Source organism: Streptomyces flaveolus (genome assembly GCF_014648815.1).
Classification (GTDB): domain Bacteria; phylum Actinomycetota; class Actinomycetes; order Streptomycetales; family Streptomycetaceae; genus Streptomyces; species Streptomyces flaveolus.
The window spans coordinates 179,057-195,005 of the sequence record NZ_BMRV01000009.1; the positions used below are offsets into that span (position 1 = coordinate 179,057).

A 15,949-nucleotide genomic window follows, 5' to 3' on the forward strand; every position below is an offset into this window, starting at 1 on the left:
GCTTCAGACTCCGCGGGGCTGTTCCGCCGCAACCGTGCGCAGCGACCGCGAAGGCTCGTCGAGCGGACCGTCGACGGGCGGCCCGGACCGGTGACGACGGGGCACGCGCCGCGCGTCAGGACGCGGGGGCTCCGTAGACGCCCATCTCGTGGATCGAGTAACCCCACGCGGTCCTCCGCTCGACGCCCTGCATGCGGACGTACCGCACCGCCTCCGTGGCGGGGAGCCGGACGACGTCGTTGCCGCAGCCGTCGGGGCGCTGGGTGGACGCGGTGGTCCAGTGCACGCCGTCCCGCGAGGTCTGGACGGTGTACTGCTTCGCGCAGGCGCTCTCCCACGCGAAGGTCACCGCCGCGACCCTCGCCGGGGCGGCGAGCTCGACCTGTACCCACGCGTCGTCCGCGTAGCCGGAGGCCCAACGGGTGCCGAGCAGGCCGTCGTTGACGTACCGCGGGGCCAGCCGGTCGAGGTTCTGCTCCACGCTGGACGCGGACGCCGTCCCCTTCAGGGCCAGGTTCTCCCCGCCGCCCGCGGCGTCCCACAACTGGAGCCGGACGTCGGCCTGCACGAGGAAGGCGTCGAGGACTCCGTCGCCGACCTTGGGCTGGACCCTGCCCCAGGAGTTGCGGGGCGGGTCGACCCGCACGGCGCGGGCCCGCCGCTGGAGGTCGTTCGACTCGGCGAGGAGCCGGCCGGCAGCGGCCTCGTCCCCGGACTGCCGCGCCGCGAGGGCATCGAGCATCGTCACCATCGCCCGGCCCCACAGCTCCGTGGCGTCCAGCCAGGGGCCCGCGTCGACGGCGAAGCCCCGCTCCACGGCACCGCCGCGGATGGTGGCCGGGGCCTCGGCGACGGCGGTCGCGTAGGCGCGCAGGGCCGTCAGTGCCTCGGTGCGCTCTCCCGTGTCCCAGGCCGTCCAGAACTGCTGGACGCGCCGGGCGAGTTCGGGTGCCTGCGGCTGCCAGGGCGTGGCGCCGAAGGTCGGGGCCAGGTGCTCCAGGTCGCCGAGGACGAGCAGCGCGTCGGTGGCCTCGCGGTCACCGCCCGCGAGGTGGGCCATGGCGCGCGGCCAGCTCGTCCGCGCGTCGTAGGCACGGTCGTTCCAGGCGAAGTCGGCGGCGCCGAAGACGGCGACCTTGCTGGCGTACGGCTGGTTCATGGGGTTGGCCACGATGCCGGACAGGTGCGAGGACAGCCCGGCCTCGCGCTTGTCGTACGGCGCGAGCAGCAGCCGGCCGCTGGTGTTGCCGAAGTCGTTGACCGGATAGTTGTCCCACACGAAGACCTTGCGCCCGAAGAGCTTCGACACCCGGTCGGCCTCGTCGACGGTGATCTTCGGTGGTACGACGTCCGTGCCGGTCCACATCACCACGACCGCCGGGTCCAGGGTGCTGCGCATGGTCTGCTTGTAGGCGGTGTCGGTGAGGTCGCCGTACTCGGTGGGCACCATCTGGAGCGGGCGGGTGCCCTCGTGGGTGGCGACAAAGGTGCGCTGGACGTCGTTGAGCAGGTCGACCTGGGCCTTAGCGGCGGCTTCGCGGCCGGGTTCGCCGAACGCCGTCCGGTCGCCCTCGCAGTTCCAGCGGGTGTAGCTGATGTCGTCGAGCGGGATGGAGAAGGCGCGGGTCCCCAGGTCGTACAGCGCCTGCATCTTGGCCTTGAGGGCCGCGCGGTCGGCCGGATCGGAGTAGCAGATCGACTCGCCGGGGGAGACGGCGAAGGTGAAGCGCACGTGGTTGGCGGTGGCCCGGTCCACCAGCTCGCCCAGCTCCGCCAGTTTGTCCGCCGGGTAGGGCTCGCGCCACTTGCCCCGGTGGTAGGGGTCGTCCTTGGGCGCGTAGATGTAGGTGTTGGCCTTGACGTCTCCGTAGAAGTCCATCTGGTCGAGGCGCTCCGCGTGGGTCCACGGCTGTCCGTAGAAGCCCTCGATGGTGCCCCGCAGCGGCATGGACGGGAAGTCGCCGACCCGCACGCCCGCCACCGCCCAGCCGTCGCCCGCGCGGGCGAAGAGCTGACGCAGCGTCTGGACGGCGTAGAACTGGCCTGCCGCGTCCGTGCCGGCCAGGGTGATCCGCGCGCCGGGCCTGGCGCCCGAGACGTGCAGGGCGTAGCCCTCGGCGTGGTCCGGTACGGCCGTGTCCCCGAGCGCGGCCTCGATGTCGGGCCGCGTGGCCGGACCGAGCCGCAGGGTGAGCAGGCCGGCGGCGGCCGCGGGGAGTTTCCCGGGGGCGACGACGTCCACCCGGTCGGCGCCGTGTGCCTTCAGTTCCTCGACCAGGCGGGTACGGGCGGCGGCGTCGGTGTCCTCGTCGGCCACGACGAGCACCCGGCCCGTCACGTCGGCGTCACGGCCCGTGCGGGTGAGGGACTGCGGGGTCGGCGAGACCGGCGGCACCGCGGACGCCCCGGACGCCGCGCGGGGAGCGGTGTGCGGGGCGGCGGCGACCGGCAGTGCCTCGAGCGTCACGGCGCTTGCGAGTGCGAAGATCGTGCCGATCGTGACGATGGTGCTCGCGCGTCTTCCCATGAGATCTCCCCACTTGGTCTGGACCATCAACTGGGTGGTGTTCCCATGATGATGAAGGGCGCGCGGGACGAAGGTAAGACGTATGGGGTCTAGACCTCTCTGTCGATCACCTTTACTCTGGCCAACACTCGCCGGGCGCGGCGGGCTCCTTCAGTCCTGCCGGGAACAGCGACCTCGTCATCGCCGGGTTCATGACCAACGTGTGCGTCGTGTTCACGGCCCAAGGCGCGTCCCTGCCTGCGGGAAGTACGTCGGTGACCGCCCGGCAGATCCACGACGGCGCCCTGGCGACGATCACCGACCGATACGGCATCGTCGTCCCCTCGCTCGCGGCGTCGACATGCTTGCCCAGGTCCGTGTGGTCCTGGACGGGGATGACCGTCGCGCCGGCGCGACGGGCTCGGCCGGCCCGATCGTGTCGCCCTTCCTAAAAGCGGACGGCATCTGACCGCAAGGGGTGTCAGGGTGGCTCGACGGACCGGACCGACCCGGCCGGAACCCCACTGCGAACGGAGCAACCCGATGAGCCGTCACTTCCAGGTCACCTTCGACGCCCACGACCCCCGGGCCCTGTCGAGCTTCTGGCGTGACGTCCTGGGGTACGTCCACCCCGGCCCGCCCGGCGTCGACGTGCCCGAGGGCACCGACCCGCTGGCCGCGTGGGACGACTTCCTCGCCCGGGTCGGCGTACCGGAGGAACAGCGCAACAGCAGATCGGCCATCGAGGACCCGGACGGGAACGGCCCGCGGCTGTTCTTCCAGCAGGTCCCGGAGGACAAGACCGCCAAGAACCGGGTCCACCTCGACGTCCGGGTGGCCCCCGGTCTCCAGGGCGAGGAGCGGATGGCGGCGCTGGAGGCCGAGTGCGAGCGGCTCGTCGCGCTGGGCGCGACGCGGGTACGCCGCTTCGAACCCGAACCCCCCATGAGCACCGGCTTCATCGTGATGACCGACCCCGAGGGCAACGAGTTCTGCCTGGACTGACGCGGCCCTGCCGTGTCCGCCGACGCCGCGGCGCTCCCGGGAGCGGCCGCGGCGTCGGCTCTCAGCCGGTGCCCTGTGCGGTGCGTGTCGTGCCGGGCCCCGGATGGCCCTGGTGGATGAAGGCGGCCCAGGCCGCCGGACGGTCCAGCACCGGGCCCTTGCCCAGCTCGTCGAGCAGGTCGCCGCCGAGCGAGGCCGGGGCCGTGCGGCGCGGGTCGAGCATCCACATCTGCGCGGCCCTCAGCGCGTCGACCGGACTGCGGCCCTCCACCGCCACGTAGTGGTGGAACACGGCCATCATCAGCGCCGAGGCCGAGTCACGGGTGGCCCAGCGCGAGCCCACCACGTCCCGCGCACCGCCCGCAACGAACGCGGTCGTCAGGGTGAGCGCCTCGTCGTGGTCGCGCCGGCTCAGGTCCGTCTCGCACGCACTGAGCACGATCAACGGACCGTCCGGGGTGCGCCGTTCGCCCGTCCGGCGGCCGAGCAGCCGGGACACCGTCAGCATGCCCGCGTTCGGCCGCGCGTCCGGCCCGCCCTCGTCCGGCGGCAGCTCGGCGGACTCCTCCGGACCGCCCTGCGGGTACGCCAGTTGCAGCGCGGACGCCGTCGGGCTCGGGCCGGCCGAGCCGTGGCAGGCGATGTGGAGCAGGGACGGCGCCCCGCCGAGCGCGTCCAGGAGGTCGTCCGGAGTGCCGGCGGCCTCCGGCTCGACCGGCGGCTCGTACAGCTCCCCGTACAGCCGTGCTCCGGGATAGACGGACCGCTGGAGCGCCGTCACCTCCAGGTCGGCGTACGGCAGGCTCATGCTGGGATCCGCCACCAGCACGGCATCCGCGTCCGGGGCCCGCCGGGCGCGGCGGACCGAGTCCAGGAACTGCCGGCCGGACGCCGCGTAGCTGAACACGATCGCCTGGCACGCGTACGCGTGCGGCGCCCCGGCCGGGAGCCGCGCGGCGTGCCACGGGACGATGCCGAGGCGGCCGCACGGCACCAGCACGATCCTGGGCGGCCCGGGGCGGTCCCTGCGCCGGTCCTCGTTGGCGGCGAGCCGCTCCGCGAGACCGCTCATGACCGGCGCGACCATCGCTCCGGTCGCCCAGTCGCACAGCTCGGAGAGGGCGTCCTCCCACGCCGCGGTGGCCGCGGAGTCCCCGGGGCTCGCCTGGTGCCGGGCGGCCGCGTCGAGGTAACGCTCCAGGGGCCCGCTGTGCTCGCCGGAGAGCAGGGGCAGGGCCCGCACGCCGGTGCCGGTGTCCGGTCCCACCACGATCGCCATGCCCGGCATGGTGCCCTCGCCCGCCAGCAGGTAGACCAGCGCGTCCGCGTCGCCCTCCGCGACACCGGCCTTGAGCTCCTCGACCGTGGGCGTGCGGAACAGCGCGCCGCCCGGCTCCCGGTGGCCGAGGGCCTCCAGCGCACGGCGGCGCAGCGAGCTGGGCAGTTCGCGGGGGAGCGCGCCGGGCTGCCCGTCGGGTGCGCCGGCCGCCGCCCGCCACTCCCGGGCGAGGTCGTGGTGCCCCCGGGACTCCAGCAGTTCGGGAACGGCCCGCGAGGTGGACGCCGCCTGCAGCACCAGGGCCCGGCCCAGTTCCAGCGCGGCCACGGCCTCCTCGACCCTGCCCTGGGACGCCGCCCAGATCGCGGCCCGGATGCCGCGGTCGGCTCCCGACCGGGCGGCGAGCAGACCGTGGTCGGGGCCGTCCTGAAGGACCACGTCACCCGCGAGCGCCTGGAGCGACTCCAGCGCCGCGTCCGTGGCGGCGTCGCGGTCCGCGGGGTCCTGGGTGCGCTCGAGGCGGAGGCGGTGGTTCTCCGCGAGCTGCCACAGGGCGGGGGCGGCGATCTGCGGCGACCGGCCCTGCCGGACGCGGTCGCGGACCCGCCGCAGTTCGCCGATGGCGGCGTCCAGGTCGGCCGGGTCCTGGGTCACGGTGTGCCGCATCGTCGCCGCCAGGGCGGAGAGGTAGCGGGTCTCCGTGGAGGCGTCCGCGGCGGGAGGGGCGTACTCGGGCATCATGTCCGGCGCACCGCCCACGACGGCCCGGGCGGTGCGCAACGTGTCCCTGAGCGCATCGGCCAGCGCCTCCGGGACGCCGAGGGACGCGGTGGTCATGGCGGCCAGCGTCTCCTCCTGCCGGGCGAACCCGCGCAGCAGCGCCCCCGTGTCGTGGGTGTACGAGCCGAGGCTGGTCAGCGCGCTGCCGAGGGCCAGCCGCACCACCGGGCGGAACGGGTGCCCGTCCGGCACGGACCGCTCGAGGGACTCGAGTTCGTCCACCACCGCCGCGAGGTCCTCCGCCGACTCCGCCTCCTCCGCCTCCCGCACCCGGCCGAGCAGGTTCATCGCCCGGTTGCCGATCAGGAGTCCGGTGGCGGCGGGGTCGGACGCCGCCTGCTGTTCGAAGTGCTCGGTGACCCGCCTCGCGTGGTCGCGGGCGACGTCCGTGTCCTGGTGACTGCCGCTCAGCGGCATCCCCGTCTGCAGCACCAGGCGCATCAGGTTCTCGATCTCGGGAGCCCGGTCATGGCCCTCCGGCAGGCGGTCCAGGTCCGCGCCCAGTCGCCGGAGCAGCCGGCTGACCTGCTCCGGGTCGCCCGTGCGCAGGGCCTCCGTGGCGCCGAACATCGCGGCCAGCCAGGAGGCGGTGACCGTGTCGCCGGCCTCGTCGTCTCCGGCCCCGGTGCCTCCGGGCGTGGTGGCGTCGGCGGGTGTCTCGGGCAGGTCCTTCGCGAGGTCCACCAGCATCCGCAGCTGATCGGCGAACGGGAAGCCGTCGGGCAGCATGCCCAGCAGCGCCGCGGGATCGGAGAAGTCGGTCAGCGCCGGATGGCCCAGCAGGTCCTGCATCAGCGCGAGCTGCTCCCGCAACTCCGGTGGCAGGGGCAGCTGCCCGGCCTCGGACGCCTCCGCGGCCAGCGCGGCGAGTTTCGCCGCTTCCTCTGCCGCCGTGCCCGATCCCATCCGCTGGGCCCGGTCGAAGACGTGCCAGAAGTCCGGGGCCGCCCCCGGTGTGCCGACGGGCACGGAGGAGTCCGACACGGTCAGCAGGAGCAACGCCGCCATCTGCCTGTCCTGCGCCGTCACCGCCTCGCCCGCGGGTGTCGAGGGGTCCCGGGCCTCGTCCAGCAGGCGTTGCGCACGCGCGCGGTCCTCCGGGGTGCCGTTCCCGGTGGCGTACCGGATGGCGAGCAGCCAGCCGAGCCGCACGGTGACGGCACCGAGCAGCGGCCGGTCGTGGTCCAAGAGGTCGCGCAGCCCGGACAGTTCGGCCACGGGGCCGTCGAAATCCCCGGAGGACACCGTTCCCTCGCCCGACCGGGCGATCAGCCGGGCCGCACGTCCGATCGCGTCGTCCGCCCAGAGCCGCAGCCCCCGGACGCCCCCGTCCGCCTCGTCGTTCACCATGCTCGCGCGCCCCCTGTCCGCCGCGGAATCCGTACCCGCCGGCTCACCGGCCCCCGTGGCCTCATGATGGCTCGGCAGCAGGCCTTCCGGTACGGGGATGGCGCCAACTCCCTCGACGCGACCGGAAATCGGCCAGGAGGCGCCCTGCGCTGCCTTCGCCGCGCCCGTCCGGCCGCCGGTGCGCGGGTGGTCGGCGGCGGGGCGAACACCGGTCGTCGTCCGGGCCGGGGGTTCACCCCGCGGATGCCTGCTGCTTCGCTGGTCGTGGACGAGAGCGAGGGAGGAGGCGACGTGGATCTCGGGGATGCGACCGCGCTGGTCGCCGCGGTCGTGGGAGTCGTCGGAACGCTGCTGTCCGCGCTGCTGACCCAGCGGGCGGCTGACCGCAGCCGGCAGCGCGAGCAGGAACGCGCCGAGGCCGTGCGGGAACGGCGCAGTGAGGCCCAGGAACTGCGGTCCTGCTACGTCGCGCTCAACACCGCGGGCCGGCAGTATCTCGCCGCGCTCACCGACCTGTTGCACGCACTGGGCCGCGCCGAGGAACTGCCCTCCGCACGGCAGCGGCTGACCGGGGCGCGCGACCAGTACCGGGACGTGTACGCGGAGGCCCAGATGCGGCTGCCGCAGCGGGTGCTCGCGCACGCGGGAGACGTCAGCCACGAACTGGGCGTCGTGTACGGCACGGTCCGGCGACTGGACGACGGCGCACCACGGCCGGGGGACTCGACCGCCGCCGCGCAGGAGGCCATCGACGCGCTCTGGGAGCGGTTGCGGGAGATGCGGCGCGAGATGCGCGCCGATCTGGGTGCTTCCCGGGCGGATTCCGGGCGTTGAGCACGGGAAACGGGCGGAACGGCCACCGGACGCCCGACGGATCGGCATAGTACGGACCGGCACAGGGGGCCGGGCCCCTTCCGTGAGCGAGGCAGGTGGTGAGGCGGGTGTCGGCGGGCGACGAGGAGACCGGCGGTGTTCTGGGCCTGCGTGTCTGGGCGGCGGACGCCATCGAGCGGGCGCGGCGGTTGGTGCCCGCCACGGGAGCCGGTGCGTCACCGCCGTCGGCCTACGACGCGACGGTCGCCGAACTCGACGGCCTGTCCCGTCTCCTGGACCACGACCCCGGCCTGCGCGGCGCGGTGAGCGTGTGGCTGGGCGGCGCGCTGACCCTGCGGCACGCCGCCGGGGGCGGGGCGCCCGCTGACCGGGAGCGTGCGGAGCGGCTGCTGCGGGACGCCCGGGACCGGGGGACGGCGCCGGGCGCGGCGGTGAGCGACGAGGACCGGGGGTGGGCGGCGCTGTTCCTGCTGTCGCACGTGATGCCGTTGCGGCCGGGGTCGGCCGGGCCGGGGGCGGCGCCCGACGTCTCGGCGCTGCTGGAGTGGGCCGTACGGCGCGGCCCCGGCGGGATGGCGGCCGCGGCGGCGGAGGTCGAGACGCTGTCGGCGGAGGTGATGCGACTGCCGTTGCCGCCGCAGTTCCTCGACGAGCTGCGCCGCGTGCGGGGGGTGCTCGCGACGCCCGCCGGGGCCGGGGCCGGGGACCTGCCGGCCGGCACGATGCCCGCCGGGACGGCGACGGCCGACCGGGTCCGGCGGATGACGGAGCGGCCGCCCGGTGCGCAGGAAGCCCCGACGCCCGGTCGCCCGACGCCTCCCGACCCCGCCCCACCCCCGCGGACCCCGCTCACCCCCGACGACCTCCGTCGGCTCGCCGCCGCGCTGGGGGCCGTGGGGGAGACCACGGTCGGGCTCGACGACGTGCTGAGGCGAGGGGAGCCCGAGGGGCTCAACCGGCTGCTCGGCCAGCTCCGTTCCGTCCAGGACACGCCGCTGCCCGGGCTGGACGCCACGCCCGCGATGGAGAGCCTGCGGGCACTGCTGCTCGCCGTCAGCCCCGCCGTCGGCGGCACCTTCCAGGACCGCTCGGCGGGCCGCGCCCACATCGACGCGGTCCTGGCGCACATGAACCGGATCGCCGAGTCGCCGCCCCCGGGGGTGGGCGACCCCTCCGTCCTGGGCCGCGCGTTCGCCACGTTCAGCCGGATCCTCGAGGCCGGCGAGACGGAGGACGTCGAACGGCTCCGTGAGCTCGTGGCGGAGGCCGAGGCACTGGAGAGATCGGTGCCCGAGGAGCATCCGTTCCGCTTCGCCGTGCTCTCCTGCCTCGGCGCGGCCTACGGCCGGCTCGGCGCCGTCACCCAGGACAGGGAGATGCTCCTGCGATCCCTGCCCTACACCGAGCAGGGCATCACCGGCGCCAAGGAGAGCGGACTGCCGTTCGCCGGCGGACTGCCCGTGCCGGACACGCCGTTGCCCGACTTCGCCCTGATCCGGGCGGGTCTCACCGGCGAGCGGGTGGCGGTGCCCGAGGAGTTCCCGCCCGAGCCTCCCGAGGGTGCCTCGGCGGAGGAGCTCGACGCCTGCGCGGCCTTGCTCGGCATGCGCCTCGCCCACACCCGCGACCCGGCCACCCTGGACGCCCTGGTCCACGTGCTGGAGCGCGTCCGCGGCGAGGTCCGGCAGGGCAGGGGACAGCGGATCGCCGCCGACGCGCTGTGGCGACTGGCCGAGGCGTACCACCTGCGCAGGGTGCTGCGGGAGGACGCGGGGGACACCGCCTGCGTGGACGCCGCGCAGGAGGCCCTGACCGCGCTGGCCGCCGACGTCCTGCTGCAGACGGGGGCGGAACACGGACTGCTGGCCGCGCGTTCCGGGGCGAGCCGTGGACTGCGAGCCGCCCACTGGGCGCTCACCTGCGGGCGGGTGCACGAGGCCGTGGCCGCCCTGGAACTGGGCCGGGCCCTGGTCCTCCAGGCGGCCGCCACCGCGTCGGCCGTGCCCGACCTGCTCGACGCGGCCGGGCACCCCGCACTCGCCGAGGCCTGGCGCGCGGCCGGCGGCGCCCGCGGCACCGGCCCGGCAGAAGCGGGCGTCCCCGGCGAACTGCCCAGTACGCTGCGCCGCCAGGCCCTCGAAGCCCTCGGCTACCGGCAGGAGGACGGCGGCCTGCTCGCCACACCCACCCTCGCCGAGCTCGCGGACGCGGTCGCCGAGGCCGGCGCGGACGTACTCCTGTACCTGGTCCCCGGTGAGGACGAGGTCCCCGGGATGGTGATCGCGGTCGGACCCGACCTCGGCGCCGGAGTGGGCGCGCTGCCCCTGCTGTCCGGCTCCGGGAGCGGTCCGCTGGAGCGCTACCTCGACGCGGCGGACGCACGCGGCACCGGCCCGGAACCCGACCCGGACGCCGAAGAGGCCTGGGAGGAGGCCCTGGGGGCGCTGTGCGACTGGGCGTTCCAGGTGATCGGCCCGGTCCTCGCCGGCATCGAGGAACGCCTCACGGCCGCCGGACGGCTCGACGACAGGCCGCTGCGGGCGGTCCTGGTGCCCTGCGGACGCCTCGGCATCGTCCCCTGGCACGCCGCCCGCTTCCCGGCCGAGGCGCCCTACGACCACCTGTGCCAGACGGCGGTCGTCAGCTACGCGGCGTCCGGCGGCCAGTTCCTGCGCACGGTGCGGCGCGCACCGCGCGACCCCGCCGCCGCCCCCGTCCTGGTGGCCGACCCGACGATGGACCTGGTCCACGCCGACGTCGAGGTCAGGGCCCTGCGGGACGCCTTCTACCCGCGGGCACGGCTGTGCGGGGAGATCTTCGACGAGCCCCCGGGAAGCCTGGCCGCCGGCACGCCCGACGAGATCCTCGCGCTGCTCGCCGACGGAGCGTCGCTGCTCCACGTGGCCACGCACGGATCGGCGGGCACGCGTCCCACGGTCTCCGCCCTGTGTCTCGCCGCCCCCGAGGACGCCGAGAACGCCGAGAACGCCGAGGACGACGGGAACGCTCCCGCCCACGGGACCGCGTCGGACGCCGCGCCTGGCCCCGGACTGCTCACGGTGACCCGGCTGCTCGACCGGGCCGGTCCGCGGCACGGCGCGGCGGACGGCGCCCCGGACGGCCCGCTGGTCGTGCTGAGCGCCTGCGAGACCGACCTGAGCAACCGCGACCACGACGAGGCGCTGACCCTCACCACGGCCTTCGTCGCCGGCGGGGCGCGGGACGTCGTCGGCTCGCGGTGGACGACGAACGACAGCACGTCGGCGCTGCTGATGGCGGTCTTCCACCACCACCTGACCGTCGACGGGCTCAGCCCCGTCGACGCGCTCAGGGCGGCGCAGCTGTGGATGCTCGACCCGCACCGCGAGAACCCGGGTTCGCTCGACGGCGAACTGCTCAGGGAGATGGAACGGCCCGGGCTCGACCGCATCCCGCTGTGGGCCGCCTTCGTCCACCAGGGACATCCGGGCCGGAGGGAAGCGAGGACACGGACCATGACGGACGGCACGACACCCGGCACGACAGAAGGGAGGAACGCGTGAACGACGACGGCACGGGCGAGGACCGTGGCGGTGGGGCGGAACGGCTGCTCGCCCTGATCGGCGAGCACCGGGACACCGTCCGGGACGCCCTCGACGACGAGCAGTACGCGCTGCTGCTCACCAGGCTGGCCGCGCTCGCCGACGCGGCGTCCGACGACACGAGGGCGGTCCGCAGAGCGCTGCGGGGCGTGCAGCTCGCGCTGCTCCCGCTGCCGCTCGACCATCCGGTGCGCGCGGCGCTGGACTCCGTACGCCTGGTCGCGGCGCCGCCCGGGCCGTCCACGGTGACCGGGGCGCGGGAGCTGATGGCCCGCCTGGTGATCCCGGCACCCTCCCCCGGTCCCGAAGCCACCGGCGACGACACCGAGCCCGCAGGCGCCGACCCCGACACCGGCGACGGCGACACCGCGCAGGACGAGCTGCTGAGGGCACCGGCCCTCTCCGCCGACGAGGCGCGGGCCCGGTGCGGCGGCACGGCACCGCCGCCCGAGCTGATCAGACTGACGGACGCCCGGGGCGGTGACCGCTACCCGGAGTTCCAGTTCGGCGCGGGCGACGGCAGCCCCTGCGCGGTGGTCCTCGAGGTCAACCGCGTACTCCTCGCCGACATCGACCCCTGGGGCGCCGCCGCCTGGTGGCTCAGCGGGAACAGCTGGCTGGGCGGAACACCCGCGTCGCTCCTCGGCCGGCTGCCCGACGGCGAGCTGGTCGGCGCGGCCACGGCACTGGCGGAGGGGGACTGATGAGCGGCTTCTTTCCCACGACGCCGTTGGAGCTGCGCCCCAACCGGCAGTCGGTCCCGGCGGGCACGGAACTGTGGCGGGTGCACAAGACCACGTACGCGCCGGACCAGTTCAACCCGAACCTCGCGGACGTGCACGACCACAGGGCGGGCAGCCGCTTCGACGGCACGGTGCTCGACCCGTACCACTCCCTGTACCTGGCGGCCGACCCGACGACGGCACTGGCCGAGAGCGTGCTGCGCTCGCGGCCGTTCGACCCCCGGTACAGCATGCGGTACATCCCCTGGATCACCGTCCGGGGACGGTCGTTGAGCGCCCTGCGCACCAGGTGCGACCTGAGCCTCGTCTCGCTGCTCGGGGAACAGGACCTGGCCGCCGTCTGCCAGGACTCCACGCTCCTGGAGGACGAGCGGAACTATCCGCAGGCCAGGCGCTGGGCGAGCGAGATCCGCGCCCGGACGCCCGACATCGTCGGTCTGGTCTGGCAGTCCCGGCGCAACCGGCCCGAGCGGGCACTGGTGCTCTTCCACGACCGGTTCGGCGACTGCCGCGGCTGCGACGGCAAACCACTGGAGGTGCTGCCCGACGGCGGGATCGCGGACCTCGGCTCCGACGCGGGCATCGACCGGGCGAACGAACTCCTCGCACCGCTGCGGTCGGAGATCTCCCGGCCGGCCCGTCCGTGACGACCGGGGCGACCGGCCCTGTTCGGGGGCCGGTCGTCCCGCTTGTCCGGGTGTGAAACCTGGTGCCATCGTGAGCGCATGGCATCGACTCCTCCTGACCACGCGTCACTTCACAGCGACCTCAGGGAGGTCAGGCGCGCGGGCCTGGTCCGGCTGCGCGGACGGGCGCTGCCCGCGCTGGAGCCGGCCGCCGAGGCGGTGGGCGCCGGCACCGCCCGCACCCCGGGCGCCGCCGTCGAGGCGCTGCTGCGGCTCGCCGTGTCGCGCCTGGACGCGGGCACGCTGCGCACCGCCGCCGAGTACACCCTCGGTCTGGCGCAGGGCACCAGGGACTGGCCCGCGTCCTCCCGCCGCGCCAGGGCCGCCGCGGTGTACGGGGTGAGCGTCGAGCGGTTCCGCAAGGACCACGAGGTGATGGTCCTCGGGCAGATCGCCGAGCACATCGTGCTGCTGATGGCCGAGACGACGACCGGATCCCCCGGCGCCGCGGCGGTCGACGCCGGGGACACCGGCACGCACCGCTCCGTGACGGCCCGGGTGGCCGGCCGGGACGTGCGGCTCACCCTCCACATGCACCCCGCGGACCTGCTGCGCGACGTGGACGTGATCGTCTCCCCGGCCAACGTCTACTTCGCGCTGCCCGAGTCGTACAAGTCGTCGGTCGCCGCGTCGCTGCGCCGGGCGGCCGCCGTGCGCGGCGTGACCGGCGAGGTCCTGGACGACCCGGTGCGCGACGAGCTGCGGGCCTGGGCGGACCGGCAGGGCACGTCGGGCCGCGCGGTGCTGCCCGGCACGGTGGTGGCCACCGGGCCCGGTGCCCTGGCGGAGCAGGGCATCCGGCGGATCTACCACGCGGCCGTCGCCGTGCCGCGGGCCGGCACCAACGACTACGACGTGCTGCCGGCCGACGTCACCCGGGCCGCGTCCCGGGCCCTCGCCGTACTGGCCCAGGAGCACGACCGGCACGACCCGCCGCTGCGTTCGGTGTGTTTCCCGCTGCTCGGGTCGGGGCGCGGCGGACTGCCGTACGACGTCAGTCTCGCCGCCGTGTGGGCCGCCCTCGAGGCCGAACTCGCGCGCGGGGCGCGGTGGGACGTCCACTTCCTGGTGCGTACGCCGGAGGCGGCGGCGGTGGTCGAGCGGGTCCGGGCCAGGATCCGCCCGGCCCGCGACCAGCGGCCGACCGGCTGACCCGGTGGAATGGAAGGGCGCCCCGGTCCGTGCGAGGAGGCGCGGGGGCGCGGACGAGGGTGCGTGAGGGTGCACGGGAGCGCACGGTGATCCACTGGGGCGCACGGGGGCGCGAGGAGGTGTCAGGCGATGTACGCACCACGGATTTCCGCTTGGTCAGGGACAGTTGACGGTCTGTCACCTACCGTGGGCGCATGAGCGGCGGGATGCGGGAGTGGGCTCTCGGGGCGTCGGGCCGGATCGTCACCTGGCCGGCGCCCGACGCGTATGTCCTGGTCGAGGGTGTGCTGCTGCGCATGCGCCCGGACTCCCCGGACATGCCCCCGGGAACGGAGGTCGTCGTGCGCCACGACGCCGAGCGGCGGGGGCTCGTCGCCCACCGGGCCGCGCCGGGGGCCGGGGACGGGCGGCCCGGGCATGAGTGAGTACGGCATCGGCCTCGCGGAGGGCTACGACGAACGGCAGCCCGTCGTCCTGCTCCTCGACACGTCGGCCTCCATGGGGCGGCCCGCCGGAAGCCCCCGCATCGACGAACTCAACGACGCGCTGGCCCGCTGGTTCGCCGGGGTCAGGCAGGAGCCGAGACTGCGTGCGCGGGTGGAGGTCTGCCTGATCGCGTTCGACTCGCGGGTGCGGGTCTTCGACCCGGTCCGCGGGGCGCTGGCGCCGGCCGGGGAGTCCGCGGCGGACCGGCTCTTCGTGCCGGTGGACCGGATGCGCCCGCCCCGGCTGGAGGCGTCCGGGCTCACGCGCATGACGGAGGCCGTCGAGACGGCGCTCGACCTCGCCCGGGAACGCTACCGGGCGCTCCAGGCGCAGCGCGTCCAGGTGCGGCGGCCGTTCCTGTGGGTGCTGACGGACGGTGCGCCGAGCGACGCAGACGGGCAGCCGATGGGTCCCGCCGCCCTGGCCGGCACGGCGGCGAGGGTGCGCCGCGGCGAGGAGCGGGGCGAGTGCGTGTTCCAGGCCGTCGGAGTGCGCGGCGCCGACCTGGACCTCCTGCGGGTCCTCGCACCCGAGGGCACGCTGATGCTGGAGGACTTGAGCTTCGAGCGGATCCTCGACCTCCTGTTCCAGAGCTCGGACCGCAGCGGACCGGACCAGACGGCCGACGAAATCCGCGGCCGGGTGGCCGATCTGGCGGACCGGCAGCGGCGTCTGCAACTGCTCGAGGAGAGATACCAGTGATCGTCGCGGGGGCCGCCGTCCAGGGCACCGGGCACCTGGCGACGGGACGGGGATGCCAGGACGCCTTCAAAGCGGTCGACCTGGGCGAGAGCGCCGTCCTCGCCGTAGCGGACGGCGCCGGCGGACGGGAGCGCAGCGCGCTCGGCGCCCACATCGCCGTGGACACGGCCTGCCGGGTGATGGCCGAGGACGCCCCTGGCCCGGAGGACGCCCCGGAGACCTGGACCCGGTGGATCGCCGCGGCCGGCGCCCGGGTGGTCGCGGAGTACCTGCGGTCGGTGACGGCCGTCCTGTCGGCGACGGCTCCGGCCCACCCGGCGCACCGGACGGACCCGCCGGACGCGGAGCCCGTGGACGCCGGCGCCCTCGCCGCCACCCTGGCCGCCGCCGTCGTCCGGCCGCCGTGGGCGGCGTTCGTCTCGGTCGGCGACTGCTTCGGCACCGTGCTCACCCGGCGGGCCACGGACGGGACGGAGCCGGAGCCGGCCGAGCGCTGCCACCTCGTCCTGCCGCCGCCCGAACCCCGGGGTCCGGGACCGGTGTTCCTCTCCTCGCCCGGGGCCGCTCTGCGGGCACGGTCGTTCGTGGTGTGGGAGCCGGAACTCAGCGGCGTCGTCCTCGCCACGGACGGCTGCGCCGCACTGACCCTCGACCACCCCTCCGTACGCGGACTGCCCCCGCAGGCGGGGCCGTTGCCGTCGGAGCGGTTCTTCTGCGGGCTCGCCGCCACCCTGCGCGCCAACGGCGGGAACGCCGAACCCCTGCGGGCCCTGCTCTCCGGGCCGGGGGCGGCACGCACCGGCGACGACCTGACCGTGCTGTGCGCCCTGGCCGACGGGAGGTGA

General features: G+C 75.2%; 11 protein-coding genes. 9 read left to right on the forward strand and 2 right to left on the reverse strand.

Going from position 1 to position 15,949, the window contains the following annotated elements; all coding sequences use genetic code 11:
• Nucleotides 1-115: 115 nt before the first annotated feature.
• A complete protein-coding gene (locus tag IEZ05_RS21875; protein WP_189231890.1) occupies nt 116-2,527 on the reverse strand; it encodes a beta-N-acetylglucosaminidase domain-containing protein in 2,412 nt (803 codons plus the stop codon).
• Between the two features lie 522 nt (nt 2,528-3,049).
• Between IEZ05_RS21875 and IEZ05_RS21880 the strand changes: the two genes are divergently transcribed.
• Nucleotides 3,050-3,511 carry a VOC family protein gene (locus IEZ05_RS21880; protein ID WP_189231891.1) on the forward strand — a complete coding sequence of 154 codons (462 nt, stop codon included), beginning with the start codon at nt 3,050-3,052 and terminating at the stop codon, nt 3,509-3,511.
• Nucleotides 3,512-3,572: 61 nt separating this feature from the next.
• Here the strand turns inward: IEZ05_RS21880 and IEZ05_RS21885 are convergent, their stop codons facing one another.
• Complete coding sequence (locus IEZ05_RS21885) at nt 3,573-6,920, reverse strand: CHAT domain-containing protein (protein ID WP_189231892.1); 3,348 nt, start codon at nt 6,918-6,920, stop codon at nt 3,573-3,575.
• A gap of 291 nt (nt 6,921-7,211) precedes the next feature.
• Between IEZ05_RS21885 and IEZ05_RS21890 the strand changes: the two genes are divergently transcribed.
• The 8 genes from IEZ05_RS21890 (at nt 7,212) to IEZ05_RS21925 (ending at nt 15,949) form a co-directional block, all read left to right on the forward strand.
• Nucleotides 7,212-7,754: a hypothetical protein gene (locus IEZ05_RS21890; protein WP_189231893.1), complete on the forward strand. Its 543-nt coding sequence runs from the start codon at nt 7,212-7,214 to the stop codon at nt 7,752-7,754.
• Nucleotides 7,755-7,861: 107 nt separating this feature from the next.
• Nucleotides 7,862-11,296, forward strand: coding sequence for a CHAT domain-containing protein (locus IEZ05_RS21895; RefSeq protein WP_189231894.1), 3,435 nt, complete (start codon nt 7,862-7,864; stop codon nt 11,294-11,296).
• Nucleotides 11,293-12,039, forward strand: coding sequence for a hypothetical protein (locus tag IEZ05_RS21900; protein WP_189231895.1), 747 nt, complete (start codon nt 11,293-11,295; stop codon nt 12,037-12,039). Before IEZ05_RS21895 ends, IEZ05_RS21900 begins: the two co-directional genes overlap by 4 nt.
• Entirely contained in the window at nt 12,039-12,725 is a 687-nt protein-coding gene (locus IEZ05_RS21905; protein WP_189231896.1) for an RES family NAD+ phosphorylase, read from the forward strand. Before IEZ05_RS21900 ends, IEZ05_RS21905 begins: the two co-directional genes overlap by 1 nt.
• Before the next feature lie 78 nt (nt 12,726-12,803).
• Complete coding sequence (locus tag IEZ05_RS21910) at nt 12,804-13,916, forward strand: macro domain-containing protein (protein ID WP_189231897.1); 1,113 nt, start codon at nt 12,804-12,806, stop codon at nt 13,914-13,916.
• A 194-nt stretch (nt 13,917-14,110) separates the two neighbouring features.
• On the forward strand, nt 14,111-14,341 hold the full coding sequence (locus IEZ05_RS21915) for a hypothetical protein (RefSeq protein WP_229869798.1): 231 nt from the start codon (nt 14,111-14,113) through the stop codon (nt 14,339-14,341).
• The gene (locus IEZ05_RS21920) at nt 14,334-15,104 is read left to right on the forward strand and encodes a vWA domain-containing protein (RefSeq protein WP_189231898.1); all 771 of its coding nucleotides are present in this window, start codon (nt 14,334-14,336) and stop codon (nt 15,102-15,104) included. Before IEZ05_RS21915 ends, IEZ05_RS21920 begins: the two co-directional genes overlap by 8 nt.
• A complete protein-coding gene (locus tag IEZ05_RS21925) occupies nt 15,101-15,949 on the forward strand; it encodes a protein phosphatase 2C domain-containing protein (protein ID WP_189231899.1) in 849 nt (282 codons plus the stop codon). The genes IEZ05_RS21920 and IEZ05_RS21925 overlap by 4 nt, the downstream gene beginning before the upstream one ends.